We start from the raw sequence: 25,770 nt of genomic DNA on the forward strand, positions 1-25,770 counted from the left end.
GAGACAGAAATGAAGAAACAACAGAGTAAACGGGTGATACCAGGCTTTGGGCTGACAATGGGAGTGACTTTGGCGATGCTGAGTATCGTGGTTCTGATTCCCCTTGCATCTCTGGCAGTTTATTCGGCGCGGCTGGGATTTCGGGAATTTATCCAGGTGATCACGAGACCTCGAGTTTTGTCCGGATTTTACGTAAGTTTTATTACTGCATTTGCGGCCACGGTGGTGAATGCCATCATGGGACTGATCCTTGCGTGGGTGCTGGTGCGGTATGATTTTCCGGGAAAAAGGATCATGGATGGAATGATCGAGCTGCCTTTTGCGCTGCCAACTGCAGTTGCCGGTATCTCGCTGACATCACTGACATCCGACAAAGGACTGGTGGGAAGCTTTTTTGCAAAGTTCGGGATCAAGATCGCGTATACCAGGATCGGTATCACGGTAGCTCTGATCTTTGTGGGGATTCCTTTTGTAGTCCGGGCCATTCAGCCGGTGCTGGAAAAACTGGACGGTTCCTATGAGGAGGCGGCCCGTGTCATGGGTGCAAAACCATTCACCATTTTCCGGAGGGTTATCCTTCCAGAGCTTCTTCCGGCAATGCTTTCCGGAGCGGGACTTGCCTTCGGACGCTGCCTGGGAGAGTACGGAAGTGTTGTTTTTATCGCAGGAAACAAACCTTATTATACAGAGATCACGCCGCTGATCATCATGTCAAAACTTCAGGAGTTTGACTACGAAAGTGCAACATCTATCGCGCTGGTTACACTGGCGGTATCGTTTTTGATCCTGTTTGGCGTGAATCTGGTGCAGGCAAGAAATACGAAACGAATCAGAGGGAGGGACGCATAATGGACGAAAAAAAGAAGCAGGCTTCCGGGCCGGTGAAATGGATCCTCATTGGGATTTCCGTGATCTTTCTTTTTGTAATGCTGGTGCTTCCGCTGGTGGTTGTTGTGACCCAGGCGCTGAGTAAAGGCTGGGAGTGCTACGTGCAGGCTGTGACAGATGAGTATACGCTGAAAGCTCTGGCACTGACCATAGAAGCAACGGTGGCTGCTGTTGTATGCAACACGATCTTCGGCCTGTGTGCAGCGTGGGCAATGACCAGATTTCATTTCCGGGGAAAAAAGCTTCTGACGACGCTGATCGACATTCCGGTTACGGTGTCACCGGTCATCGCAGGTCTTATTTATATTCTGGTTTTTGGAAAGCAGAGCCCGCTTTATTCTGTTCTTGACAAAGCAGGGATCCAGATCGTGTTTGCAGTTCCTGGAATTATCCTGGCAACGATTTTTGTTACGTTTCCATTTGTATCAAGAGAGATCATTCCGGTGCTGGAATCTATAGGGTCCGATGAGGAAGAGGCGGCAGCACTGATGGGAGCAAAAGGCTGGACGATCTTTACCAAAGTGACTTTCCCGCATATCAAGTGGGCATTCCTTTATGGCGTTGTGCTGTGTACAGCGAGAGCTATGGGAGAGTTTGGAGCCGTGTCCGTACTGTCCGGACATCTCCGTGGAAAAACAAATACACTTCCGCTTCATGTGGAAATTCTTTATAACGAATTCCAGTATGTTCCGGCGTTTGCGGTTTCTTCGATCCTGGTGATCCTGGCGGTGATCCTTCTGATCGCGAGAAATGTTCTGGAACATAAAGGAAAGGGGGAAAAAGGCGATGTACGTTGAGTTAAAAAATATCAATAAAACATATGGGGATTACAAGGCATCGGACAACGTAAGTTTTGGCATCGAAAAAGGTAAGCTGATCGGTCTTCTGGGACCAAGTGGAAGCGGAAAGACGACAATCCTCCGTATGATCGCCGGTCTGGAACAGCCGGACAGCGGGGAGATTATCATTGACGGAAGAGTGGTCAATGATGTTCCTGCCAGCGAGCGAGGCATTGGATTTGTGTTCCAGAATTATGCCCTTTTCCGTTATATGACTGTGTATGATAATATTGCGTTTGGACTGAAAGTACAGAAAGCGGATAAGAAGTATATCAAGCAGAGGGTTATGGAACTGGTAGAGCTGATCGGGCTGAAAGGACTGGAAAAAAGATATCCAAGTCAGCTGTCCGGCGGCCAGAGACAGCGAGTTGCTTTTGCCCGGGCCCTTGCTCCGAATCCGCAGCTGCTTCTTCTGGATGAGCCTTTTGCTGCCATTGATGCGAAGATCCGTACAGAGCTTCGAAGCTGGCTGAAGGATATGATCGAGAAACTGGGAATCACCAGTATTTTCGTTACCCATGATCAGGACGAGGCCATTGAGGTGGCGGATGAGATCATCATTACCAACCGGGGACGTATCGAGCAGAAGGGAACGCCGCTGGAGGTTTACCAGAATCCGGATACTGCGTTTACGGCGGGATTTTTCGGACAGACGTCGGTGATCGAGGATTATCAGGTGTTCAATCACTTCGAGGAAGTTCCAGGCGGAGAAAAAGCTATTATCCGTCCGGAGTTTGTGAAAGTGACCAAGAAGAACGAGGAGCAGAAATATAAAAGTTCTGCCACAGAAGGCATCGTAGAACGAGTCGCATTCCGTGGCAGCAGCCTGGAACTGAAAGTTCGTGTAGGAAACACCACACTCAGCGCCAGAAGAAGCCTTGACGAAGAACCCGTCCGGGAAGGCGAAGTTGTGGATGTTTTCGTACAGAGGATCTTTGTGACGAAGGGGAATGAAGCTGTGCTGCTGCATAATACGGCTATGGTTGAGGATTGGTTGGTTATATAAAAAAATGCCGCGGGAGCGGCATTTTTTTATGAGCAAGTAGCGCTAGCGGATTGCGAATATCATATGATTTGCCGCGGGAGCGGCATTTTTTTATGAGCAAGTAGCGTTAGCGGATTGCGAATATCATATGATGTGGCCGCGGGAGCGGCATTTTTTTATATATGTGAAATTTTCACACCGTAATATTCTGCAAGGGAATCTACCAGATCATCACGGATTTTTTTGTGGTCATTTCCATCCAAAGACATAACGCAGGATACCATATGGTGTTTTTTATCAACGACGCAGTATTGGCCGTAATTGCCGGACAGGATTAGTGTATCTTCCATAGGTCCCATATATATGAAATATCCATAACCATAGCTCTGGTAATCCGGATGCTCCGTCAGTGGATTGTAAGAATCGATATGTTTCTGACAGGCATCAATCACGAATTTTTTTGGGACGATCTGTTTTCCGTTCAGAGCACCTTCATGCAGAAGCAGATGCCCAAAACGGGCCAGTTCATCAATCGTCAGATACAGTCCATTAGCTGCCATGCAATGTCCCTGAGGGCAGAGGGTCCAGTCCGGATTCGGGATGCCAATTGGTTCAAACAGACGATATCGCAGATAATTCAACAAACCGGTTCCGGATTTTTCTTCCAGAAGAACAGACAAAATATAGGAACAGAAATTGCTGTACACGAAATGGGTACCTGGTGTATAGGGAAAAGAATCATTCTGGAAAAAATATCTTACCCAGTCTTTTTCTCTGTATCGTTCCGGACCGTCGCAGAAAAAGAGAGGATCTTTCTGACCGGATGACATCGTAAGCAGATCACGGATCTTTATTTTGTAAAGATTTTCGGAAGGATCAGATGGGAAATATTTTTCAAACCAGGGATAAATATATTCATCAAGAGTGATCAGTCCTTCGCGTTCTGCGATACCAGCAGCCATGGCAACAAAAGGCTTGCTGATAGACCATATATTTAATCGGGTTTTTACCGGAAAAAGCCTGAATTCTTCTTTTAAAACATCGTTTTTATATATCTGGGCATAGATAATATTGGAATGATGATGTTTAGATTTTTCAAGAAAAATATCTAAAATTTCCTGCATGATAATCCCCCCCTGTAATTATTATTCGTAAAAAAGATCAAAGTCTGAGTAAAGTTCTTCCAGGTCATGAAGGCGTGTACTGATGGACTTGCACTTGCTTTTTCGGATTTTTGCAACAATGCTGTCAAAAAGACAATAGAGACAGGAAAAGGAGTTAAATCCCATTTCATTGAGATTGATCTCTGTAATGACCGCATGATCCGCCAGAGACCATGCCGGTGATGAAATACTGTCTGTGATGGCAAGGATCTTTGCATCATGGTTTTTGGCAACCTGTGCGTATTTCAGTGACCATTTGGTATAGCGGGCAAAAGAGAGCAGAAGAACAACAGTATCTTCAGAAGCTTCCGTGAGATATTCAAAATGGGGATCATAAAATTCATGAACCACCTTGGTATTTCCAAGAAGCTGATTCAGCAAGGTTCCCATCCAGAGTGCTGCACTGTAAGAGGAACGGGCGCCTACAATCAGACGTTTCTTCGCATTGGTCAGATAGGTAACGATCTGATCCATATCATCCTGACTCAGGTGTGAAGCCCAGTTTTCCATGGAATGGAGTTCTTTTGCAATGATGTTCTGATAGAAATTCCCATTGTCCAGTGTGTCATCTGCTGTAGCTGTGGGAATGGAAAGAATATCATTCTGTACAGTACGCTGCATTTCAGAAAAACTTTCAAATCCCAGGGAATAGGCAAGGCGTATGATAGTGGTTTCGCTTACGGAAATTTCCTTGCTGAGTTTCGCAAGGGTGGAATAACTGAATGAATCAAGGTGTTGTAATATATATTCGGCGACTTTCTTCTGGCCAGCAGAAAGAGAAGATATTTTTTCACGGATCAACTGTTCTATTTTCATGAAAACCTCCTGTATTGTACGATTAGTATAATAAATTATAACAGGTGTAAAGTTTGATTACAATATAATGGAGTAAAAAATTCTTCTTGATATAAAAAAGATGTAAATAATGCACAAATTAAAGTGTGTATTTTTAATAATATTGTCAATAGAAATCTTGAAACCTAGATGTTAATATAGCATTAAATAATTCATATGACGTCAGAAAGAGAATTAATTGCACTATTAATATTAGAGCCAATAAAAAAGGGGGGCTTTTATGTCGTCAACAGTAAAGGAAATAAAAGAAAAAACAGGTTACCTGAAACGAAGTGATCTTTATACAATCGGTGTAGGACAGGCGATTGGATCGGGTGTTCTGACACTGATCGGACCGGCAATTCTTTTGACTGGTCAGTCAGCATGGCTGGCATATGTAGCTGCATGTATCTGGGGATTTATGATGATTGCACCAATTCCATGGATCACATCTACACTGAAACTTGGAGGAGGATTTTATTCTCTGGTAGGAGATATGGCCGGCAAACGAGTTGCCGGTATGTATGCAGTAGGATTTTTGCCACAGACGATCAATCTGGCGACTTATGGTGTGGCAATTGGTATGTATGCAAATTCCCTGTGGCCGCAGATCAATGCGAAATGGTTTGGAATTGCAGCCCTGAGTGTGTTCTTTGCCATCAATCTGTGTGGTGTGGATGTAATGGCGAAGGTACAGAAAATTCTGGTTACCCTGCTGTTTGTTGCACTTGGTCTGTTTATTGTTCTGGGATGCCTCCAGCTGAAAAATCCGGTGTTTGAGTTTACAGCACCAGACTTTTTCTCCAATGGTCCATCCGGATTCTTTTCCGCAATCATGCTGTATGTATATTCAACAAACGGATATTCCTGCATTATGAATTATGGTAAACAGGCAAAAGAAGCACATAAAGATATTCCAAAGGCACTTCTGTACTGTATTCCGACACTGATGGTTGTATATGGCGGTGTTGCAATTGTAGCAAGTGGTGTGCTTCCTCTGGATCAGGTAGCCGGACAGCCGCTTACCCTGGTTGCAAAAAATATTTTAAATCCGGCACTTTTCACAGTATTTATGATTGGTGGTCCGGTACTTGCACTGTCTTCATCCATTAATTCAACAATTTCCAATAACTGTATTCCGGTTGCACAGTCCTGTAAAGATGGATGGCTTCCGAAATCATGGGCAGCTCAGAACAGAAGAGGGGCTTACTGGAAACTGATGACATTTACTTATCTTATGGGAATATTACCTGTGTTACTGGACTTTTCTATCAGTGATGTTGTAAATAATATTATGCTTCTGGCATCAGCACTGGCATTTCTGCAGATTTATGCTTATTTCCAGCTTCCGAAAAAACATGCAGAAGCATGGGAAAAATCACCAATGCATATTTCTAACGGAAAATATTATTTCCTCTGCTGTTTGAGCCTGTTTGCATATATCTGCATTTTTATCAATTCTTGCAGAAGCCTGAAACTTCCGGTAGTAATCATCAGTCTGATAGCCATTGTAGTATGCATGGCTTACGGATGGTTTAGAAGTGTAAGTCCTGATGTAAAGATGGAAACAAGTGTGTGGGAGGATTAATGTTTATGAATAAAGACCAGAACCTGATCAATGAATTTGCTATCAAAACTTTAAAAGAAAATCTCAATGTTATGTATGCGCAGATATGGCGTGAAGGACAGTTAACGGCAGAATATAAAAGAATGCCGGTGAAAACCCGCCTGAATACCTGGTCTGCATGCAAAGGCGTGGTATCCTGTGCAGTGGGAATTGCACTGGATGAGGGATTGATTCAGCTGGATGAGAAGATCGTTGATATTTTTCCGGAGTATGTTCCAGAAAAAACAGAAGGATATCTTGGTGATGTGACTCTGGAAAAAATGCTGACAATGACTACCGGTCTGGAAAGCTCGCTGTTTTTCTGTGACTGGCCGGAACGTTATACAACGCTGGACTGGATCAGATATTTCTTTGAAAATGCGAAGGTTGTAAATAAACCAGGAACTCAGTGGCTGTACAGTAATTTCAATACCTATATGATCAGCTGTGCTATTGAAAAACGTGCGGGTGTCAATCTTCTGGAATATCTGAGAAATCGATTTTTTGAACCATTGGGAATTGGAAATCCGGACTGGACTTTGTGTCCGAAAGGTCATGTACATGCGGCGAATGGTCTTTATGTAAATATTGACGAGTTCACCAGATATGGACAGCTGATCCTTCATAAAGGAAAATACAATGGAAAACAGTTGGTGCCGGAAGAATATATGAAAGTTGCGACTTCCAATCTTGTAGACAATTCAGCGGCAGGAAGTCCGGGAAATCTTTATTCCGGTTTTGGATATGGATATCAGTTTGTCATGAATCCGGAAGCCGGTTCCTATCGATCCGATGGAAATTATGGTCAGTTCTGTCTGGCGTTTCCTGACAAGGATGCAGTAGTAACTGTAATGTCTCTGGAGGGGGATTTCCAGAAAATAGGAAATCATCTATGGACTACAGTGGTTCCGGAATTGTAATATACTCTGGTTGACAAAACAGAGTGGAAAGTATAAGATAATAGTAGCTAAGAAATGTGATGAAATTTAAACATTGGCAAAAACGAAAACCCCGGAAGTGTGCGAGACTTCCGGGGTTTTCTATTCCGTTATGTAAGGTGGCTTAATCCTTTCAGGCTTGACATTAATCATAATTCGCCTTATACTAAGCATTGTAAATAACAGGGGAGCTTGTGATGGCAGGCTGAGAGGAAGTCTTCAACTTCGACCCTTATACCTGATTTGGATAATGCCAACGTAGGAACGTATAGGATGAATTTACGGGAGATACTTTGGTGTATCTCCCTTTTTATTTATGATCAGGATTTACAAGGAAGGGCTTAAGAGCAGATGCTTTTAACCCTGGTATCTACAACGGAATACAGGAAATTTTGAGAGTGAACTGAGTTCATGAAGGGGTGCACCACCGCGGGTGTATTTCTTTGTGGACTCTTTTTTTATTCTCGGAAAGGAGAGCTTATGATCACAGTAAACGGCGAGAAAAGAACACTGGAAAATCCGGTGACAGTAACCGAATATCTGAAAGCCTGCAATTATGTTCCGGTGCAGGTAGTAGTTGAACTGAATGAAGAGATCATCAAGAGAGAGACTTACGATACAACAGTGCTGAAAGACGGCGATGTTGTGGAGATTCTGCAGTTTATGGGCGGCGGAAGCTGCTGAGATAAAAGGTATATTGAAGATAAAAAGAAAGGTGGACATAAAAAATGACAACAGCAAACACAAATGAAGACAAACTGATCCTGGGAGGCCATGAGTTTACTTCCCGTTTTATTCTTGGTTCCGGAAAATTTTCCCTGGATCTTGTAAAAGCATGTATCGAAAAAGCAGGAACACAGATCGTAACACTTGCTCTGCGCCGTGCAAATGAAGGTGGACTTGCCAACATCCTGGACTATGTGCCGAAGGACGTTACACTTCTTCCGAATACATCCGGTGCCAGAAACGCACAGGAGGCAGTCCGCATCGCAAGACTTTCCCGTGAGCTTGGCTGCGGAGATTTTGTAAAGATCGAAGTCATCCATGATTCCAAATATCTTCTCCCGGATAACTATGAGACCATCAAAGCAACTGAGATCCTTGCAAAAGAAGGCTTTGTTGTCATGCCGTACATGTATCCGGATCTGAATGCAGCCAGAGATCTGGTAAACGCAGGAGCTGCCTGTGTAATGCCGCTTGGTTCTCCGATCGGTTCTAACAAAGGAATCTGCACAAAAGAATTCATCCAGATCCTTATCGACGAAATCGATCTTCCGATCATCGTAGACGCAGGGATTGGCCGTCCATCACAGGCATGTGAGGCTATGGAAATGGGTGCTGCAGCAGTTATGGCAAACACAGCCATCGCAACAGCAGGGGACGTCCGTGTTATGGCGGAGGCTTTTAAGAAAGCCATCGAGGCAGGAAGAAGCGCATACCTTTCCGGCATGGGAAGAACCCTGGAGAGAGGCGCCAGCGCATCTTCACCGCTGACCGGATTTCTGCATGAATAGGATAATGACAGTATATTGAAAGATTTGGAAATATATGGGTTATTAAGAGCAGACTTATGTATCGAAAGCAGATTGCGAATATCCGCCTGATGCAGATCAACCAGAGAAGAAAAGAGAACGGATAGCTAAAAGTAGAATCAGATACTGAAATATTGCAAATTCGAGATAATAAAAGTGCGAGAGGAGCGACATAACAACAATGGCAGAAACAGTACAGGCCAGTCAGCAGGACGGCCATTTTAATGAGAGTATCGTAAACGAAGAAATTCTGGAAGACATGAAAAAGAATCGTATTGACCACATGAAGTACCTTCCGGATATGGAACAGCTGGAAGAGTCTGATGTGATGGATCAGGTTATTTCCGCAATGAATGCATATGATTATGACAAATACACAGAAGCAGATGTACGCAGAGCCCTGGCTCATGACAACCGTACACCGGAAGATTTTCAGGCACTGCTTTCACCGGCAGCACTGCCCCTTTTGGAAGAGATCGCACAGGCAGCGCGGATCGAAACAAGAAAACATTTTGGAAACAGTGTCTGTATGTTTACACCGATCTACATTGCAAACTACTGCGAAAATTACTGTATTTACTGTGGATTTAACTGCCACAACAAGATCCGCCGTGCACAGCTGAATGAGGAAGAGATTGAGAAGGAAATGGCAGCTATTGCAGAAACCGGCCTTCAGGAAATCCTGATCCTTACCGGTGAAAGCAAATCCAAATCCAATGTAGAATATATCGGAAAAGCCTGCGAGATTGCCCGGAAATATTTCAAGGTAGTAGGCCTTGAAGTGTATCCGATGAACTCTGATGAGTATGCATATCTTCACAAATGCGGTGCAGATTATGTGACCGTTTTCCAGGAGACCTATAATTCTGATAAGTACGAAACCCTGCATCTGGCAGGCCATAAGAGGATTTTTCCATACAGATTAAATACACAGGAGCGTGCACTGAAAGGTGGCATGCGAGGTGTTGGCTTTGCAGCTCTTCTGGGGCTGGATGATTTCCGTAAAGATGCTTTTGCGACGGGATATCACGCATACCTTCTGCAGAGAAAATATCCACACGCAGAGATTGCTTTTTCCTGCCCGAGACTCCGCCCGATCATCAACAATGACCGGATTAATCCGAAGGATGTCCATGAACCACAGCTTCTGCAGGTAGTCTGTGCATACCGTCTGTTTATGCCGTTTGCAAGTATCACCGTATCCACCAGAGAGTGCGAGCGTGTCCGTGACAACCTGGTAAATATCGCAGCAACCAAGATTTCTGCAGGTGTCAGCACAGGAATCGGAAGCCATGTGGAAGACATCGAAGATAAAGGCGATGATCAGTTTGAGATTTCAGACGGAAGATCCGTGGATGAAGTATTCAATGCCCTGAAAGATCACGGTCTGCAGCCGGTAATGAACGACTACATCTATCTGTAAAAAGAGATAAGGTCACACAAGCGCATAGATGACTGCACAGCCAACAGGGGATAACTTCTGTGGAATATGTGGAAAACCACTCGCCTGAAAGAACGATTTTCCTGGGCGGGTGTGGATAACTGTTTCAGAAAATAAATGCAGAAAGATTTTTGCCAAACAGAGGGGAGTACTGGGAGAACTTGTTGGATTCACAAGGCTGATGACGTTTTCACATATACTCCCGGAACAATAAAATACGATGCAAAAATCAACAAAAACAACATAATATCGGCCGGAATCAGATATAAAAACCTGTGAAATCCGCAAAAACACCCCTGTTTCTGAAAACTGCTGAAAACGGTTTCTAATCTAACAGTTTTCATATGGACTTACTCATGTTTATAATAGCCCCAACAACAAAACACGAGGCAAAACACAGGAGGTAAGTATTATGAAAAGAAGATGGAAATCAGCAGTAGCAGCTCTTGCAGCAATAGCAGCGATCGGAAGCCTTACAGGAGTAACCACATATGCGGCGGACAGCGTCAGCATTACCAATGTATCTTATGACCCGACCCGAGAACTTTATGAGCAGTACAATAAGATCTTCCAGAAACACTGGAAAGAAAAAACTGGCCAGGATGTGGATATCACGCAGTCTCATGGAGGCTCCGGAAAACAGGCGCTTGAGGTTGCCAACGGACTGGAAGCAGATGTGGTAACACTGGCACTGGAGTATGACGTGGATGCGATCCAGGATGCAGGACTTATTGATGACGGATGGGTGGATGAATTTCCGGAAGACAGTTCTCCCTACACTTCAACCATCGTATTCCTTGTAAGAAAAGGAAATCCCAAGAACATCAAAGACTGGGATGATCTGGTAAAGAAAGACGTAGGTGTGATCACACCAAACCCGAAAACCTCCGGCGGAGCAAGATGGAACTATCTGGCAGCCTGGGCCTATGCAAAAGATAAATATAACGGAGACGAGGATAAAATTAAAGAATTCATCGGAGATCTTTACAAAAACGTACTTGTCCTGGACACCGGAGCCAGAGGCGCAACGACCTCTTTCGTGGAAAACGGACAGGGTGATGTACTGATCGCCTGGGAAAATGAAGCCTATCTTTCCGTAAAGGATTATCCGGACGACTACGAGATCGTAACACCAAGCATCAGCATCCTTGCACAGCCATCTGTAGCAGTAGTCGATAAAGTTGTAGACAAAAGAGGCACCAGAGATGTGGCAGAGGAATATCTGAATTATCTCTATTCCGATGAAGCACAGTGGATCGCTGGTGATAATTATTACCGTCCGTCAAACCAGGATATTCTGAAGGAATACTCCGATGTGTTTGACCTGGACATCAATCTTGTCACCATTGATGATTTCGACGGATGGAAAAAGGCACAGGAAACACATTTCTCAGATGGAGGGATTTTTGATCAGATTTACGAAGGATAGACAGTAGAAGATATAGTTGGACACAATAACACAAAGAAGCTGCAGAACAGTGAAAAAACAGAGTCTGCAGCTTCTTTTATGTAAATATGATGTGCCTTTTGCGACTGGAAAATCTGTACCTGATATATAGCAGCTGTCAACATCACATGCAGCTATGGATCTTCCGGTCTGCAAAATAACGGCAGAGGGGGCAATGTGAATCACAAGGGATCAGGCATGGCTTCCTTCGGTCAGGGAACAGCCGTCCATTATACGGATCCCGTTTATGACATCCAGATAAGTGTCATACATTTCCTTCCATTCATCAGAGGCGTCCCTGGAGTACTGGCTGATGGTGGACAGAAGATCGTATTTTTTGCCGTCGACGGTTTCGATACGGCCGAGATAGCCCTGCCATACACTGTCCAGAGGCTGGTCTTCGCCATCGTAATATCTGGCTTCCAGAGTCAGTACAGGAACATCCTCATTGTAATAAGTCAGTTTATATCCACCATTTTCGGTTTCGGTTGTTTCATAATGGCAGAGATATTTCCAGCGCTCCGGAGTGAGGACCTGGAAGTAATCCGTCATGGCCATATCCACACGCTCTGCGTAAACGAAATCTATGGATTTGATCAGCTCTGTGGCTTCCTTTTCGGCGGCCTTATCATAGGTGTCTGACGGAGTCAGGACAAAAAGTCCAAATGTATAATCGTCAGTCTGGCATACAAGAGCATCTACATTTTTTTCTTCTTCGTTGACAGCGGTTAAGTATTGATATTTCGTGGCGGGATAAGATTCAAAGGTAAGGTCCTTTTTTGTGATGATCTCACCCTTTACCGGATAGTATTCTGCCAGAAAACCCTTCAGGGAAGAATCCTCCAGAGAGGAATTCGGTACTTTTAAAACAAAGGCAGTGCTTTTTCCGTCATTTACGGAACGCTGCTCGAAATAACCTTCTTTTTCGGGCATGGATTCTCTGATCGTATCATCGGCAGGGAATCCAACCCGCATATGAAGCTCGCCGCGCTTTTCCGATTCAGAGGAATCTTCCGTGTTTGTATCGGAAGAGGAATTTGGGTATGAAGAATCGGAATCCTGCGAGGAGGAGTTTCCACTGGTATCGGAGGATTCTTCTGAATAATCTCCGGAGGAGGAATCAGTTTCAGAATCGGAATATTCCTGAAGATTACCGTAGTCATCAATATAATATTTATCTCTGGAGCCAATATATGTGGTTCCGGTGGCATCTTCCAGCCACACACTGCCGTCCTCATAATAATAATGAGGCTCAAAATAACCGTCCTGTTCGGTCCAGCCGGCATCGTTGCCTTCCATCAGTTCACCGGAATCCGGGTCAGGGGCATAATTACCTTCGCCGATATATTCGTCTTCGGAACCATTGCGGTACCAGTAATCTCCGTTTTCATCCTGCCAGATGTACTGACCGTCATCGGTTGGAGGATCAGAAGCAAGAACCGGGATGGAAGTTATGGAAAGGGTAAGTGCACCGGTTAAAAGAATTAATATTTTTTTATGCATAGGCACCTCCGGGTTTGCAATGTATGTCGATTTTCGGGATTCTGTTAAAAAAGATCTGTCTGTTGTATATATTATAACAGACAGATCCCGGTATTCAGAAATGTGAAGAAAAAGAGACATTTACCGGCAGGTAAAAAGATATCCCTTCCCATAAACCGAGACAATGTCATATTCATCGGTATCCTCGGCACCGATCTTGGTCCGGAGGTTAAAGATATGCCGCCGTACCGTGCTGGTATCTGTTCCTGCACAGCTGCCCCATACCGTTTCGTAGAGCTCCTTTGCAGAAAAAATCTTCTCCTGGTTTTCTGCAAGGAGACGCAGCAGAGAGAATTCGGTCCGGGTAAGGCCTGTGTCGGCATTATTGAGATATGCATGGCCGTCCGAAAGATCCAGCCGCAGGCTGCCGATGGTGATCTGACGGGAGGACTGAAATTTTTCTTTTATTTTTTTTTCCATTCGTTTCTGGCGTTCCAGAAGCATCTGGATCACAGCCAGAAATTCATCGAAATTATAAGGCTTGGTGAGATAATAATCGCCGCCCTGCTGAAGCCCTTCCACTTTATCCCGGACATCACCTTTTCCGGTGAGAAAAAGAACCGGGCGCATGGTTTTTTCGCGGAAGCGGCGGCAGATATCCAGACCGTTTCCGTCAGGAAGCATAATATCCAGGATCAGAAGATCCGGCAGATTTTCATCAATTTGATGATAAGCCTCAGCGGCTGTCTGTGCGGTGCGGACATCATAACCGCGGCGCCGCAGCATCCGGCAGTTTGTATTCAGGATCTGTTCTTCATCCTCGACCATGAGGATGTGTGGTTTGTTTTCAGTCATTTAAGATTCCTCCTCCGGAAGGGAAAAGAACACGCGGGTACCTTTGCCTTCTTCACTTTCTATCCATATTTTACCGCCATGAGCGGTGATGATCTGGTGGCAGACGTAGAGACCTATGCCGTGCCGCCAGTAATCTTTATCTGCGGAAACGTAACCTTTGAGAGCATTTTTTCGCATTTCTTCGGACATGCCGGAACCGGTGTCGGAGACGCAGATTGTCTGCCACCTGGGCCCACCGGACAGTGAGATAGTGATGATTCCGTTCCTGGTATGACGCTCTGCATTGGAGATCAGATTGGTGACAACCTGGATCAGCCGTTCCGGATCTGCTGAAATTTCCGGGAGGTCGGGCTGTATCGTAAGGACCAGCTGGTTATTCCCGGAGCTTGGATGACTGCTGAAATCTTTTTCCACAGAATGTAAAAGTGTGCCCAGGTCCGATGGCATAAGAGAAAGAGCAAGTCGTCCCTGCTCAATGGAAACCGTGTCCATCAGATCCAGCACGATCCGGTCGATCCGCATTACCGACTGTTCGATGGTGCGGAGATTTTCCTGCATAAGAGAGAAATCCAGAGGATCTTCCTCAAGGAGCTCGGAGGTGTCACGGGCGTGGAGGGAGATGGAGTTCAGAGGATTTTTGATCTCATGGGCAACGGTGGTCAGGAAGGTGGACTTGGCATTGTCAAGGGAACGAAGCCGCTGGTTCTGTTCCTTAAGAAGGATCTGCTGCTGATTGTATTCTTTCAGATGAAAATAGAGAACAATGCCGCAGACAATACTTACAGAGACAAATGCCAGGAGTACATCTGCCAGCCGGTCTTTTTCCGTTGCAAAAGGAGTCATACTGTCCGGAAAATGGTACGCAACCAGACACAGTCCCATATATAGGACAATCTCCAGAAGAGAAACGATCAGAGCACGCCATTTTTCCAGCATCAGCACAGTGAAGATAATGGCAAACACGAAGAATGCCGGCATGCCGCCATGATATCCGCCGCTGGTAAAAAACATGATCGGAAAAACAATGAGAAAGATCAGGACAATGGTGATCAGGTAACAGCGCTGATATTTCCCACTATAATAGGAATAAAGAAAAAGTCCTCCGGATATGACAACCAGTGCGAAGTTGATCAGCACATTTCCCCAGGAGCCGGTCCCGAAACTGAGAAAAGCCATGATCAGACTGATAATGGTGCCACCGGAGGCGAGGATGTTGAACAGCCGGACACGGAAATCCAGGGTGGGGCTGAATAATGAGTGGAAAATATCTCGGAGTTTCAGATTTATATGGATAGAGATCACCTCCTGATAAAATTAGAAACGGTTATTCGATGCAGAGTTATGTAGCGAATGCGGATTGCAGATATCCGCCTGATCCGGATCTGAGATTCTATAAGTATAATTTCATTGTACCATGTCAGCCCTTTCTTTTGTATCAAAAAAAATGCAATTAATCCATATTTCCTATTGACATACTATGAATACTAGGTTAATATAAGTGTCAACAAAAGAAAGGGAAGAGGCTATGAACGAATACGGCTTTAATACAGGGCTGCTCCACGGCACCAATGAGAAATATCCGCAGGGTGCCACACAGGTTCCAATCTATCAGAGCAGCGCATTCCGACATGACAGTGCGGAAGACCTGGAGAAAATTTTTGACAATAAAAAAATGGGCTTCTCCTATACAAGGATCAACAATCCTACGGTAGAGTCCTTTGAGAAAAGAGTGACTATGCTGGAGGATGGAATCGGCAGTGTGGCATGTGCTTCCGGAATGGCGGCGCTGACCAATGCGTTTCTGAACATTCTGCAGGCAGGAGACGAGATCGTGGCAGCCTGCGGACTGTACGGCGGAACTGTGGAACTGTTCGATGATCTGAAGCCTTTCGGGATCTCCGTAAAGTACGTAAGTGAGAATAAGCCGGAAGCTTTTGAGGCAGAGATCACAGAGAAAACGAGACTTGTTTTTGCGGAGACGATCGGAAACCCCAAGCTGGACGTTACCGATATCCAGGCAGTTGCAGAAGTGGCACATAAGCATGACGTACCGCTGATCGTAGACAACACGGTGGCAACCCCGTATCTGATCCAGCCACTGAAGCTTGGAGCTGACATCGTGGTTCATTCTTCTTCCAAGTATATCAATGGAAGCAGCGATGCGATCAGCGGCATTCTTGTCTGTGGTAAGGGACTGAAATGGGACCCTGACCGATATCCGGGACTTGCTCCATACCGGAAATTCGGACCATTTGCATACATCGCCAAACTTCGAAACGGACTTTTCCGGAACACTGGCGCGTGTCTTGCTCCGCAGAATGCTTTCCTTAATAATCTGGGACTGGAAACCCTGGGACTTCGAATGCAGAGACAGTGTGACAACGCACTGGAACTTGCCAGATTTTTACAGAGCCTGGGTGGTGACATTGAAGTAAATTATCCGGGACTGGAAGAGAGCCCTTATCACGAAATTGCGAAAAAGCAGTTCAGGAATGGTTACGGAGCTATCGTAACCGTAAGAACCGGAAGCAAGGAGAAAGCTTTTTCCATTATCAATTCCCTGAAGATCCCGCTGATCATCTCCAACATCGGAGATACGAAGACACTGGTGATCCATCCGGAATCCACCATCGCGGCACACATCTCCGATGAGGAGAAACAGCAGTCCGGAGTGTTCGAAGACCTGATCCGGATCAGCGTGGGAATTGAAGACATTGAAGATTTAAAAGAAGATTTCAAACAAGCGATAGAGAGTAACAGATAAAATCGATAGCTGCACCAGCAGAGAAATGGAGAGTTCGCTATGACAAAAGTAGATTACGCTACATTAAAAAAAGGTGGTTTCATGAGACAGAAGCAGAAAAATAATTTTTCTCTTCGTCTTGCCTGTGTAGGCGGTACGCTTACCGCAGAAAACCTTAAGAAGATTGCAGAAGTAGCTGAGAAATACGGTGACGGATATGTACATCTTACTTCCAGACAGGGAGTTGAGATCCCGTTCATTAAATTAGATGATATTGATGATGTAAAAGATGATCTTGCGAAAGGCGGATGCAAACCTGGTGTCTGCGGACCGAGAGTCCGTACAGTTACAGCCTGCCAGGGTAATGCAGTCTGTCCAAGCGGAAACATCAACAGCTATGACATTGCGGTGAAATTAAATGAGAGATATTTTGGAAGAGAGCTTCCCCATAAATTCAAATTCGGTGTTACCGGATGCCAGAACAACTGTCTGAAGGCAGAGGAGAATGATGTAGGGATCAAGGGAGCGGCTGAGGTCAGCTGGAAAGAGGAGGCATGTATCCACTGCGGTGTCTGCGAAAAGGCCTGCAGAGAAAACGCCATTTCCTTTAAAGATGACAAGCTGGTGATCGATACAGAGAAATGTAACTACTGTGGCAGATGTGCAAAATCCTGTCCGGTGGATGCATGGGATGTAAACGAAGCATATATCGTTTCCTTTGGCGGAACGTTTGGAAATCACATCAGCAAGGGACAGGAATTCCTTCCGCTGATCACCTCTGAAGAACAGCTTTTCAGAGTGACCGATGCAGCGATCCAGTTCTTTGATGACTATGCAAATCCGGGAGAGCGTTTTAAATTTACCATCGACCGGGTAGGCGCTGAAAAACTTCAGGAAGTTTTGAAAGGAGCATACAATGGCTGATATTAAAATTGATGATACAGTAGATATTACCGATGTAGTTTGCCCGGTAACTTTTGTAAAAGCAAAAGTAGCACTTGAGGAGCTAGACGACGGACAGATCCTGGCGATCAAAATGAACGATGGCGAGCCAGTACAGAATGTACCGAGAAGCGTAAAAGAAGAAGGACATCAGATCCTGAAACTTGAAGATAATGAAGATGGAACTTATACACTGATCGTAAGAAAAGTTGAAGAATAGGAGAACAGAGAAATGACAATCACAGTTGCAGGAAATAAAAAAGAATACGAAGACGGACTGAAACTTACAGAGCTTATTGAGAAAGAGGATATCGAAAGTCCTGAGTATGTAACCGTAACCATCAACGATGAATTCATCAGCAAAGAAGACGTTCCGAACACAGTTGTAAAAGACGGTGATGTTGTTGAGTTCCTGTACTACATGGGAGGAGGCGCAAGATAATGGCTTTTACAAATGAGCAGCTTGAGCGTTACTCCCGCCACATCATCCTGAAAGAGGTGGGAGTAAAAGGCCAGAAAAAGCTTCTGAATGCCAAGGTTCTTATCATCGGAGCCGGCGGACTTGGATCACCGGCAGCCCTTTACCTTGCAGCAGCAGGTGTGGGAACAATCGGAATCGTAGATGCAGATGAGGTAGATCTTTCAAATCTTCAGAGACAGGTCATCCACACAACTGCAGATGTTGGCAAACTGAAAGTAGAGTCTGCGGCTGAGACTATGAAAGCCATCAACCCGGACGTTACCGTAAATACATATCATACATTTGTAGATTCCAGCAACATTATGGATCTGATCAAAGATTACGATTTCATTCTGGATGGAACGGACAACTTCCCTGCAAAATTCCTTATCAACGATGCCTGTGTAATGGCTGAGAAACCGTTTTCACATGCAGGTATCATCCGTTTCCAGGGACAGCTGATGACTTACGTTCCGGGACAGGGACCATGCTACAGATGTGCATTCCAGAGCCCGCCACCAAAGGATGCCGTACCGACCTGTAAGCAGGCTGGTGTTATCGGAGCCATGGGCGGCGTGATCGGAAGCCTTCAGGCAATGGAAGCCATCAAGTACATCATCGGACAGGGTGACCTTCTTACAGGAAGACTTCTTACCTACGATGCGCTGAAGATGACATTCCGTACCGTAAAACTTCCGAAGAACCATCACTGCCCGGTATGCGGCGACAATCCGACCATCACAGAGCTGATCGATTACGAGCAGGCTGTGTGCGAGCTGAAACACTGATCATATAGAAGTCAAAAGTGTCTGCTGGTGCAGGCAGTATAAATAAGTATAGAAACCCATTGGAGGCTGCGAAGATAATGCTGAAATTAAAAAAAGAAGATTACGAAAAAATATTAGACCATTGCAGAAAGGGACTTCCCAATGAGTCCTGCGGCCTTCTGGGCGGGACCATTGAGGGCGATGTAAAAACCATCGAGAAGGTGTATTTACTGACAAATATCGACGAGAGTAACGAGCACTTTTCCATGGATCCGAAAGAACAGCTGAGCGCGATCAAAGATATCCGTCAGAACGGATATCAGATGATCGGAAACTTTCATTCTCATCCGGAGTCTCCGTCAAGGCCTTCCGAAGAAGACAAACGACTTGCTTTTGACCCGAACATCGAATATCTGATCCTCTCCCTTATGGATGCAGAAAACCCGGTGCTGAAGGCCTTCGGCGTAGACAAAGAAAAAAATGTAACTGTACATGAGATTCAGATAACAGAGTGATGAGTATGAAAAACAGATTAAACACAAAAGAAATTACAACGGATGTGCTGATCATAGGCGGAGGTACCGCAGGCTGCTATGCGGCGCTGGTTCTCTCAGAACAGAAAGCCGGCAGGGTATTGATCGCAGAAAAAGCAAATATCAAGCGAAGCGGCTGTCTGGCAGCTGGTGTCAACGCCATCAATGCCTACATTGTAAAAGGCCGCAAGCCTCAGGACTATGTAGATTACGCCACAAAAGATGCCGCCGGGATCGTAAGACAGGACCTTCTTCTTACAGCAGCGGAGAACTTCAACGAAGTTACCGCAAAAATGGAAAAACTTGGACTTGTGATCCTGAAGGATGAAAATGGCGATTATGTAGCCAGAGGAAACCGTAACATCAAGATCAACGGCGAGAATTTCAAACCACTTCTTGCGGATGCAGTTCATGAAGCTGAGAATGTAGATGTTCTGAATTATGTAAATATCACAGACCTTCTTGTAAAAGACGGTCAGGTTTACGGAGCCGTTGGTTTTTCTATTATGGAAGAAACCGCTTACGTTATCCGGGCAAAAGCAGTTCTTGTTGCAACCGGCGGAGCGGCTGGACTTTATAAACCGAACAATCCTGGATTTTCCAGACATAAGATGTGGTATCCGCCATTTAACACAGGTGCCGGATACGCAATGGGAATCCTGGCAGGCGCGGAGATGACATCTTTTGAGATGCGTTTTATTGCTCTTCGCTGCAAGGACACCATCGCTCCTACAGGAACCATCGCACAGGGTGTCGGCGCAAAACAGATCAATGCGGCAGGCGAGATCTACGAGACAAAATACGGTCTGACCACAAGCGAGCGAGTTTACGGAACAGTCCGGGAAAATCAGCTTGGCCATGGCCCGTGTTACCTGAAGACTACAGGGATCACGAAAGAGCAGGATGAAGATCTTCTGAAAGCTTATCTGAACATGGCACCAAGCCAGACTCTGAAATGGATCGAAAGTGGAAAAAACCCAAGTGAGCAGGATGTGGAGATCCAGGGAACAGAGCCCTATATCGTAGGCGGCCATACAGCCAGCGGCTACTGGGTAAACACAGGCCGTGAGACTACTGTGAAATGTCTTTATGCAGCAGGTGATGTTGCAGGCGGATGTCCCCAGAAATATGTAACAGGGGCACTTGCAGAAGGAAAACTTGCAGCACTGGATATGGTGAAACAGTTTTCCGCAGGATCTCTGAAAGAAGCGGATATTACCACAGAAGCGGAGATCAAAGTTCAGGAAGAAAAAATCCTTTCTCAGTACGAAAAGTTCCGTAATGAAGATGCACCGGCATTTTCCGTTGAGGAGCTTGAGGAAGCCATGCAGAAAGTCATGGACGAGTATGCGGGAGGAATTGCTTCCAATTATCAGTTCAATGAGAAACAGCTGGATCTTGCAGATGAAAAGATCCTTAAGCTTCAGGCTCTTGCCGAAAAAACAGCGGCAGCAGATATGCATGAGCTGATGTTTGCATACGAACTTCGTGAGCGTCTCATTGTGTGTCGTTCACTGATTGCTCATCTGAAAAACCGAAAAGAGACCAGATGGCATTCTTTCAACGAAAATCTGGATCATCCGGAAACCGATGAGAAATTTTATAAATATGTAAATTCGAAACTGGAAAACGGCGAGATCAAGATCATTTTCCGTGACATTGTAAAGGAGGACACATATGAGCATACGAATTGATCAGAAAAAATGTGTTGGCTGCAGAAAGTGCAGTGAAGTATGTCCGGGAACCCTGATCGTCATGGAAAACAAAAAAGCCGTGATGAAATATCCGAAAAACTGCTGGGGCTGCGTTTCCTGCGTAAAGGAATGTAAAGCCGGTGCCATTGACTTTTTCCTTGGTGCGGATATCGGCGGTAACGGAAGTATCATGAATGTAAAAAGCGAAGGTGATATCCTTCACTGGATCATTACAAAAACAGACGGTTCCACATCCGTGATCGATGTGGATCGACGAAATTCGAATAAATACTAGAAGACAGGTGCTGCCGGTTTTGGCGGCCAAAACAGGAGGATCAGATCAGATATGAGTGGATTATCACATTTGGATGAGCTGGAAGCGGAGGCAATTTACATCATCCGTGAAGTTGCAGCAGAGTGCGAAAAGCCGGTAATGCTTTATTCTATAGGAAAAGACAGTTCTGTAATGCTTCATCTTGCGATGAAAGCTTTTTACCCGGAGAAACCGCCATTCCCGTTTCTTCATGTAAATACAACCTGGAAATTTAAAGAGATGATCGAGTTCCGTGACAAGACTGCAAAAGATCTCGGGATCGAAATGCTTGAGTACATTAACCAGGACGGTGTGAAACAGGGAATCAATCCTTTTGACAGCGGTTCCGCATATACAGATATCATGAAAACACAGGCCCTGAAACAGGCTCTTAAGAAATATGGTTTCACAGCTGCATTTGGCGGCGGCCGTCGTGATGAGGAGAAAAGCCGTGCAAAAGAGCGTATTTTCTCCTTCCGTAACGCAGAGCAGGCCTGGGATCCGAAGAACCAGCGTCCGGAGATGTGGAAGCTTTACAATACTGAGATCAACAAAGGTGAAAGCATCCGTGTTTTCCCAATCTCCAACTGGACTGAGACTGATATCTGGCAGTACATTAAGAGAGAAAATATCCCGATCGTTCCGCTGTATTTTGCAAAAGAGCGTCCGGTTGTATACAGAGACGGCAACATCATTATGGTGGATGACGACAGAATGCGTCTGAACCCGGGTGAGGAGCCGCAGATGAAAAAAGTTCGTTTCCGTACTCTTGGATGCTATCCTCTGACAGGTGGTATCGAGTCTGACGCGGAGACACTGGACGAGATCATTGACGAGACTTTAAGCTCTGTGGAATCTGAGAGAACTACACGTGTTATCGATTCTGACGGCGGAGCTGCCAGCATGGAAAAAAGAAAGAGAGAGGGGTACTTCTAGGATGAGCGGATTACTGAAATTTATCACTTGCGGAAGTGTGGATGATGGAAAGTCTACACTGATCGGCCATATTCTTTATGATTCCAAGCTTTTATATGCAGACCAGGAAAAAGCCCTTCTTCTGGACAGCAAGGTAGGTTCCAGAGGTGGTGCCATTGATTATTCTCTTCTTCTGGATGGTCTGATGGCTGAGCGTGAGCAGGGTATCACCATTGATGTTGCTTACCGTTATTTTACAACGGATAAGAGAAGTTTTATTGTTGCGGATACTCCTGGTCATGAGGAGTATACAAGAAACATGGCAGTTGGTGCTTCTTTTGCCCAGCTTTCCATTATTCTTGTGGATGCAAAACAGGGTGTTCTGGTGCAGACAAGACGTCATGCGCGTATCTGCGCTCTGATGGGTATCCATCATTTTGTATTTGCTGTTAATAAGATGGATCTTGTTGATTACAGTGAGAGCCGTTTTAACGAGATCGTGAAGGATATTAATGAGCTTTCAAAGACTATGGGTCTTCAGGATGTTGTGATCATTCCTGTCAGTGCTACAGAGGGTGATAACGTTACGAAGAAGTCTCCGAATATGCCATGGTATACGGGCAAAGCTCTTCTGGATCATCTTGAGACTGTGGATGTTTCCGAGGCTGAGAATGTCAGCGAGTTTTATATGCCTGTTCAGCGTGTTTCCCGTCCAAACCATGAATTCCGTGGTTTCCAGGGCCAGATCGAGAGTGGCCGGGTTCATGTAGGCGATACCATCACTACGCTTCCAAGCAACGAGACAGCGGCTGTTAAGACGATCCTGGTGGGCAGCGACAACCGTGAGGAGGCTGTTGCAGGCCAGGCTGTTACCATTCAGTTGGATAAAGAGGTGGATGTCAGCCGTGGCTGTGTTCTTACCAATAATAATGAGATTCCTGTGGCAAAAGGTTTCGAGGCTACTCTTCTCTGGATGGATGATTCCAGACTTGAAGTGGGCAAGGAATATCTTGTGAAGCTTGGTACCAAGAAGATCGCAGGTGTGGTTAAGAGTATTGAGTTTAAGACGGATGTAAATACTGGAGAGCAGCTTCATGCAGATACCATTGAGAAGAATGAGATCGCTTTGTGTAAGATTGGTCTTTCTGACAAAGTAGTTCTGGATGAGTTTAAGAAGAACAAGACTCTTGGTGAGCTGATCCTGATCGATCGTGTGAGTCATATGACTTCTGCGTGTGGTGTTGTGGAGTCTGTTGATACTGAGGGTGAGAAGCCTTATTTCCAGAAGGATGATGTGAAGGTTGGCGGTTATGTCTTTGAAGAGTTTTACTTTAACCTTGAGAATGCGCTGCTTTCTAAGGCGGATAAAGAGGTTAAGACTTATCATGTAGGGGATGCTGTACCTACAGAGGGTGATAGCTTCGAGTATCCGGGTTATTTTGATATTGTATCCCTGGAGGACAATGCAGCTGTTCTTATTCGTGATAAGAAGGTGCTGGATATTATTCCGCTGGATAAGTATGCCTTTATGGGGCTTCCTGTTGTGGACGAGAGAGGTTTTGCCCTGGAGATCCGCAGTAATGATGATTATCAGCAGTTCCTGAAGGAGTTTAAGGCGGCTGATAATAAGTCGGAGTTTCATAATAAGTGGTTTAAGTTTGAGACTTACAGGAAGATTGTCTGCACGGATAATTTCTGGATGATCTAACGAAAAACTGTATCAATAACATTAAGAGGCTGCATGGGTGTGCAGTCTCTTTTTTGTTGAATTTGAAGGTTGTTGAGCCATCAGCGCTGCGCTGGATGGCTGGGAGGGTGGGCTTCTGCGGGAGGTTGTTGGTGATTGGACGGTTTGGTGGCTGAAGGGACGCCGAGGCTCAGGATACTGTCCGGTCTGCGGCTTCGTCGGGGGCTGGCTTCTAAGATGCCGAAAATCTGCTAAAACCGTTTTCCAAAAGTCCGAACTCGCTTCGCTCAAACAGCGAACTTTTGAAAAACAACGCAGATTCCCGCCATCTAAGAAGCGCACCCCTCCTGCAGAAGCAGAGCCAGCCAGTATCCTGAGCCTCGGCTGTGCATTCAGGCCGGAAAGGAGAAAACAAGCCTGCAGAGGGACGGAAGCGGGCGCTGTGGCGCCCTGTCCTGGTTGTGTGGAGTTTTTTATAGTGTATATGGATTAAATAAGTGAAGGGAAGCATTTTGAATAGAGTGGCATATAGAACGCCGGATAGGCAAAGGGAAGCATTTTGAAATAGAGTGGCATGTAGAAAACCAGATCGGCAAAGAGAACCATTTTGAATATCGTAGCATACAGAAGATTGGATCGGCAAAGAGCTACATCCTGAATACCGAAGAATACAGACAAGAGTCAACTGTGTTACACATCGAAGATGTAACACTTCTTTCCGTGCCCAAGAGGGTGGGGGTGCAGGGGGAGGGCCTTCGGGCTTACGGAACTCTGAGATGGCCTTCCCCCTGCGTATTCCCGCATTACAATGCGACCCGCGTAGCCATATGCAATAAGGCAATAAACAACAGTATATACCCGTTGTTATTCCCCATCTATCACAATACAATAAAATTAATGTAAAAAAATAAAAAAAGGTGTTGACAAAGCATATCGCCTTCCGCTATAATTAAACCTGCGTTTCGGATGAAAACACAGAAGAAATGCACTCCAATTTAATAAGAAATTATGAGTTCGGAGTCTGGAGAAGTACTCAAGAGGCCGAAGAGGTGCCCCTGCTAAGGGTATAGGTCGCTAACGCGGCGCGAGGGTTCAAATCCCTCCTTCTCCGTTATTTTTTTGAAAAAAATAAACTTTTCAAAAAAATAAAAAAACTTGTTGACAAACGCTTGCAAACATGATAAAGTAAACAAGCTGTCAGCGAGACAGAAATTCATCAAAAAAGAATTTGAAAAAAGTTGAAAAAGTACTTGACAAATGATTTGAGATGAGATAAAATAAACGAGCTGTCTGAGAGACAGAACGAAAAACCTTGATAACTAAACAGTGAAACACATACGATTCTCGAAAATTTCTTTACATTTAAAGAACGGTTTAAACAAACCAAAAGCAGTAAAAACGAGAGATAGCCAAACGGTTGTCTTGAGTGATCGAATCAAACATTTTATCAGAGAGTTTGATCCTGGCTCAGGATGAACGCTGGCGGCGTGCTTAACACATGCAAGTCGAACGGGAAACCTTTTATTGAAGCTTCGGCAGATTTAGCTGGTTTCTAGTGGCGGACGGGTGAGTAACGCGTGGGTAACCTGCCTTGTACAGGGGGATAACAGTCAGAAATGACTGCTAATACCGCATAAGCGCACAGGACCGCATGGTCCGGTGTGAAAAACTCCGGTGGTATAAGATGGACCCGCGTTGGATTAGCT

24 protein-coding genes, 1 tRNA gene, 1 rRNA gene and 1 riboswitch are annotated in these 25,770 nt (G+C 45.2%); of the genes, 21 read left to right on the forward strand and 5 right to left on the reverse strand.

Annotated elements, in window-relative coordinates; translation table 11 throughout:
- Positions 1–9: 9 nt before the first annotated feature.
- From cysT to G5B12_RS13495, 3 genes are read left to right on the forward strand one after another with little or no spacing between them, the layout of a single operon-like run.
- Positions 10–849 carry a sulfate ABC transporter permease subunit CysT gene (cysT, locus tag G5B12_RS13485; protein WP_174088480.1) on the forward strand — a complete coding sequence of 280 codons (840 nt, stop codon included), beginning with the start codon at positions 10–12 and terminating at the stop codon, positions 847–849.
- Complete coding sequence (gene cysW, locus G5B12_RS13490) at positions 849–1,685, forward strand: sulfate ABC transporter permease subunit CysW (RefSeq protein WP_021977791.1); 837 nt, start codon at positions 849–851, stop codon at positions 1,683–1,685. Before cysT ends, cysW begins: the two co-directional genes overlap by 1 nt.
- A complete protein-coding gene (locus G5B12_RS13495; protein ID WP_174088481.1) occupies positions 1,675–2,733 on the forward strand; it encodes an ABC transporter ATP-binding protein in 1,059 nt (352 codons plus the stop codon). Before cysW ends, G5B12_RS13495 begins: the two co-directional genes overlap by 11 nt.
- Positions 2,734–2,888: 155 nt before the next feature.
- On the opposite strand, the gene G5B12_RS13500 is transcribed toward G5B12_RS13495, so the two are convergent.
- Together G5B12_RS13500 and G5B12_RS13505 are read right to left on the reverse strand one after the other, a co-directional pair.
- Positions 2,889–3,836, reverse strand: coding sequence for a serine hydrolase domain-containing protein (locus tag G5B12_RS13500; protein WP_118063619.1), 948 nt, complete (start codon positions 3,834–3,836; stop codon positions 2,889–2,891).
- A 21-nt stretch (positions 3,837–3,857) separates the two neighbouring features.
- Positions 3,858–4,691 (reverse strand): MurR/RpiR family transcriptional regulator, encoded by an 834-nt coding sequence (locus tag G5B12_RS13505; protein ID WP_174088482.1) that lies wholly within the window; start codon positions 4,689–4,691, stop codon positions 3,858–3,860.
- A gap of 259 nt (positions 4,692–4,950) precedes the next feature.
- Here G5B12_RS13505 and G5B12_RS13510 point away from each other — a divergent pair, with 259 nt between their 5' ends.
- From G5B12_RS13510 to G5B12_RS13535, 6 genes are all read left to right on the forward strand, one after another.
- On the forward strand, positions 4,951–6,297 hold the full coding sequence (locus G5B12_RS13510; protein ID WP_118063615.1) for an APC family permease: 1,347 nt from the start codon (positions 4,951–4,953) through the stop codon (positions 6,295–6,297).
- Between the two features lie 5 nt (positions 6,298–6,302).
- The gene (locus tag G5B12_RS13515; protein WP_174088483.1) at positions 6,303–7,235 is read left to right on the forward strand and encodes a serine hydrolase domain-containing protein; all 933 of its coding nucleotides are present in this window, start codon (positions 6,303–6,305) and stop codon (positions 7,233–7,235) included.
- Between the two features lie 192 nt (positions 7,236–7,427).
- Positions 7,428–7,535: riboswitch (TPP riboswitch) on the forward strand.
- Between the two features lie 198 nt (positions 7,536–7,733).
- On the forward strand, positions 7,734–7,937 hold the full coding sequence (gene thiS / locus G5B12_RS13520; RefSeq protein WP_021977212.1) for a sulfur carrier protein ThiS: 204 nt from the start codon (positions 7,734–7,736) through the stop codon (positions 7,935–7,937).
- 44 nt (positions 7,938–7,981) lie between these two features.
- Positions 7,982–8,767, forward strand: a complete 786-nt coding sequence (locus G5B12_RS13525; RefSeq protein ID WP_021977211.1) for a thiazole synthase — start codon at positions 7,982–7,984, stop codon at positions 8,765–8,767.
- 199 nt (positions 8,768–8,966) lie between these two features.
- On the forward strand, positions 8,967–10,208 hold the full coding sequence (gene thiH / locus G5B12_RS13530) for a 2-iminoacetate synthase ThiH (protein WP_021977210.1): 1,242 nt from the start codon (positions 8,967–8,969) through the stop codon (positions 10,206–10,208).
- 430 nt (positions 10,209–10,638) lie between these two features.
- Complete coding sequence (locus G5B12_RS13535) at positions 10,639–11,655, forward strand: sulfate ABC transporter substrate-binding protein (protein ID WP_174088484.1); 1,017 nt, start codon at positions 10,639–10,641, stop codon at positions 11,653–11,655.
- Positions 11,656–11,865: 210 nt separating this feature from the next.
- Here the strand turns inward: G5B12_RS13535 and G5B12_RS13540 are convergent, their stop codons facing one another.
- The 3 genes from G5B12_RS13540 to G5B12_RS13550 all read right to left on the reverse strand — a co-directional run bounded on the left by G5B12_RS13540 (position 11,866) and on the right by G5B12_RS13550 (position 15,186).
- Positions 11,866–13,176, reverse strand: coding sequence for a hypothetical protein (locus G5B12_RS13540; protein ID WP_174088485.1), 1,311 nt, complete (start codon positions 13,174–13,176; stop codon positions 11,866–11,868).
- Positions 13,177–13,296: 120 nt separating this feature from the next.
- Positions 13,297–14,010, reverse strand: coding sequence for a response regulator transcription factor (locus G5B12_RS13545; RefSeq protein WP_174088486.1), 714 nt, complete (start codon positions 14,008–14,010; stop codon positions 13,297–13,299).
- A complete protein-coding gene (locus tag G5B12_RS13550; protein WP_244096097.1) occupies positions 14,011–15,186 on the reverse strand; it encodes a sensor histidine kinase in 1,176 nt (391 codons plus the stop codon).
- 349 nt (positions 15,187–15,535) lie between these two features.
- Here G5B12_RS13550 and G5B12_RS13555 point away from each other — a divergent pair, with 349 nt between their 5' ends.
- The 12 genes from G5B12_RS13555 to G5B12_RS13610 all read left to right on the forward strand — a co-directional run.
- On the forward strand, positions 15,536–16,774 hold the full coding sequence (locus G5B12_RS13555) for an O-acetylhomoserine aminocarboxypropyltransferase/cysteine synthase family protein (RefSeq protein ID WP_118071856.1): 1,239 nt from the start codon (positions 15,536–15,538) through the stop codon (positions 16,772–16,774).
- Positions 16,775–16,813: 39 nt separating this feature from the next.
- Positions 16,814–17,677, forward strand: coding sequence for a 4Fe-4S binding protein (locus tag G5B12_RS13560; RefSeq protein WP_174088487.1), 864 nt, complete (start codon positions 16,814–16,816; stop codon positions 17,675–17,677).
- Positions 17,670–17,915 carry a sulfurtransferase TusA family protein gene (locus G5B12_RS13565; RefSeq protein ID WP_015526613.1) on the forward strand — a complete coding sequence of 82 codons (246 nt, stop codon included), beginning with the start codon at positions 17,670–17,672 and terminating at the stop codon, positions 17,913–17,915. Before G5B12_RS13560 ends, G5B12_RS13565 begins: the two co-directional genes overlap by 8 nt.
- A 12-nt stretch (positions 17,916–17,927) precedes the next feature.
- Positions 17,928–18,137, forward strand: coding sequence for a sulfur carrier protein ThiS (gene thiS / locus G5B12_RS13570; protein WP_021976045.1), 210 nt, complete (start codon positions 17,928–17,930; stop codon positions 18,135–18,137).
- The gene (thiF, locus tag G5B12_RS13575) at positions 18,137–18,943 is read left to right on the forward strand and encodes a thiazole biosynthesis adenylyltransferase ThiF (RefSeq protein WP_118063599.1); all 807 of its coding nucleotides are present in this window, start codon (positions 18,137–18,139) and stop codon (positions 18,941–18,943) included. The genes thiS (G5B12_RS13570) and thiF overlap by 1 nt, the downstream gene beginning before the upstream one ends.
- Before the next feature lie 77 nt (positions 18,944–19,020).
- On the forward strand, positions 19,021–19,437 hold the full coding sequence (locus G5B12_RS13580; RefSeq protein ID WP_021976043.1) for a M67 family metallopeptidase: 417 nt from the start codon (positions 19,021–19,023) through the stop codon (positions 19,435–19,437).
- 5 nt (positions 19,438–19,442) lie between these two features.
- On the forward strand, positions 19,443–21,149 hold the full coding sequence (locus G5B12_RS13585; RefSeq protein ID WP_174088488.1) for an adenylyl-sulfate reductase subunit alpha: 1,707 nt from the start codon (positions 19,443–19,445) through the stop codon (positions 21,147–21,149).
- Positions 21,133–21,444, forward strand: coding sequence for a 4Fe-4S dicluster domain-containing protein (locus G5B12_RS13590; protein ID WP_092073302.1), 312 nt, complete (start codon positions 21,133–21,135; stop codon positions 21,442–21,444). The genes G5B12_RS13585 and G5B12_RS13590 overlap by 17 nt, the downstream gene beginning before the upstream one ends.
- A gap of 51 nt (positions 21,445–21,495) precedes the next feature.
- Positions 21,496–22,398, forward strand: coding sequence for a sulfate adenylyltransferase subunit CysD (cysD, locus tag G5B12_RS13595; protein WP_015526618.1), 903 nt, complete (start codon positions 21,496–21,498; stop codon positions 22,396–22,398).
- 1 nt (position 22,399) lies between these two features.
- Entirely contained in the window at positions 22,400–24,085 is a 1,686-nt protein-coding gene (locus G5B12_RS13600; protein WP_174088490.1) for a sulfate adenylyltransferase subunit 1, read from the forward strand.
- 1,002 nt (positions 24,086–25,087) lie between these two features.
- A tRNA-Ser gene (locus G5B12_RS13605) sits at positions 25,088–25,175 on the forward strand.
- A gap of 333 nt (positions 25,176–25,508) precedes the next feature.
- A 16S ribosomal RNA gene (locus G5B12_RS13610) occupies positions 25,509–25,770 on the forward strand; the annotation flags it as partial.

This window comes from Blautia sp. MSK.20.85 (genome assembly GCF_013317245.1).
In the GTDB taxonomy this organism is placed as follows: domain Bacteria; phylum Bacillota; class Clostridia; order Lachnospirales; family Lachnospiraceae; genus Blautia_A.

Bases quoted from the DNA above. Each gene is read 5' to 3' on its own strand.
- thiS (WP_021976045.1), top strand. From the start codon at position 17,928: ATGACAATCACAGTTGCAGGAAATAAAAAAGAATACGAAGACGGACTG.
- thiS (WP_021977212.1), top strand. From the start codon at position 7,734: ATGATCACAGTAAACGGCGAGAAAAGAACACTGGAAAATCCGGTGACA.
- thiF (WP_118063599.1), top strand. From the start codon at position 18,137: ATGGCTTTTACAAATGAGCAGCTTGAGCGTTACTCCCGCCACATCATC.
- G5B12_RS13555 (WP_118071856.1), top strand. From the start codon at position 15,536: ATGAACGAATACGGCTTTAATACAGGGCTGCTCCACGGCACCAATGAG.
- G5B12_RS13590 (WP_092073302.1), top strand. From the start codon at position 21,133: ATGAGCATACGAATTGATCAGAAAAAATGTGTTGGCTGCAGAAAGTGC.
- G5B12_RS13585 (WP_174088488.1), top strand. From the start codon at position 19,443: ATGAAAAACAGATTAAACACAAAAGAAATTACAACGGATGTGCTGATC.
- cysT (WP_174088480.1), top strand. From the start codon at position 10: ATGAAGAAACAACAGAGTAAACGGGTGATACCAGGCTTTGGGCTGACA.
- G5B12_RS13525 (WP_021977211.1), top strand. From the start codon at position 7,982: ATGACAACAGCAAACACAAATGAAGACAAACTGATCCTGGGAGGCCAT.
- cysW (WP_021977791.1), top strand. From the start codon at position 849: ATGGACGAAAAAAAGAAGCAGGCTTCCGGGCCGGTGAAATGGATCCTC.
- G5B12_RS13510 (WP_118063615.1), top strand. From the start codon at position 4,951: ATGTCGTCAACAGTAAAGGAAATAAAAGAAAAAACAGGTTACCTGAAA.
- G5B12_RS13500 (WP_118063619.1), bottom strand. From the start codon at position 3,836: ATGCAGGAAATTTTAGATATTTTTCTTGAAAAATCTAAACATCATCAT.
- G5B12_RS13505 (WP_174088482.1), bottom strand. From the start codon at position 4,691: ATGAAAATAGAACAGTTGATCCGTGAAAAAATATCTTCTCTTTCTGCT.
- G5B12_RS13535 (WP_174088484.1), top strand. From the start codon at position 10,639: ATGAAAAGAAGATGGAAATCAGCAGTAGCAGCTCTTGCAGCAATAGCA.
- G5B12_RS13550 (WP_244096097.1), bottom strand. From the start codon at position 15,186: ATGGCTTTTCTCAGTTTCGGGACCGGCTCCTGGGGAAATGTGCTGATC.
- G5B12_RS13540 (WP_174088485.1), bottom strand. From the start codon at position 13,176: ATGCATAAAAAAATATTAATTCTTTTAACCGGTGCACTTACCCTTTCC.
- G5B12_RS13560 (WP_174088487.1), top strand. From the start codon at position 16,814: ATGACAAAAGTAGATTACGCTACATTAAAAAAAGGTGGTTTCATGAGA.
- cysD (WP_015526618.1), top strand. From the start codon at position 21,496: ATGAGTGGATTATCACATTTGGATGAGCTGGAAGCGGAGGCAATTTAC.
- G5B12_RS13515 (WP_174088483.1), top strand. From the start codon at position 6,303: ATGAATAAAGACCAGAACCTGATCAATGAATTTGCTATCAAAACTTTA.
- G5B12_RS13545 (WP_174088486.1), bottom strand. From the start codon at position 14,010: ATGACTGAAAACAAACCACACATCCTCATGGTCGAGGATGAAGAACAG.
- thiH (WP_021977210.1), top strand. From the start codon at position 8,967: ATGGCAGAAACAGTACAGGCCAGTCAGCAGGACGGCCATTTTAATGAG.
- G5B12_RS13580 (WP_021976043.1), top strand. From the start codon at position 19,021: ATGCTGAAATTAAAAAAAGAAGATTACGAAAAAATATTAGACCATTGC.
- G5B12_RS13600 (WP_174088490.1), top strand. From the start codon at position 22,400: ATGAGCGGATTACTGAAATTTATCACTTGCGGAAGTGTGGATGATGGA.
- G5B12_RS13565 (WP_015526613.1), top strand. From the start codon at position 17,670: ATGGCTGATATTAAAATTGATGATACAGTAGATATTACCGATGTAGTT.
- G5B12_RS13495 (WP_174088481.1), top strand. From the start codon at position 1,675: ATGTACGTTGAGTTAAAAAATATCAATAAAACATATGGGGATTACAAG.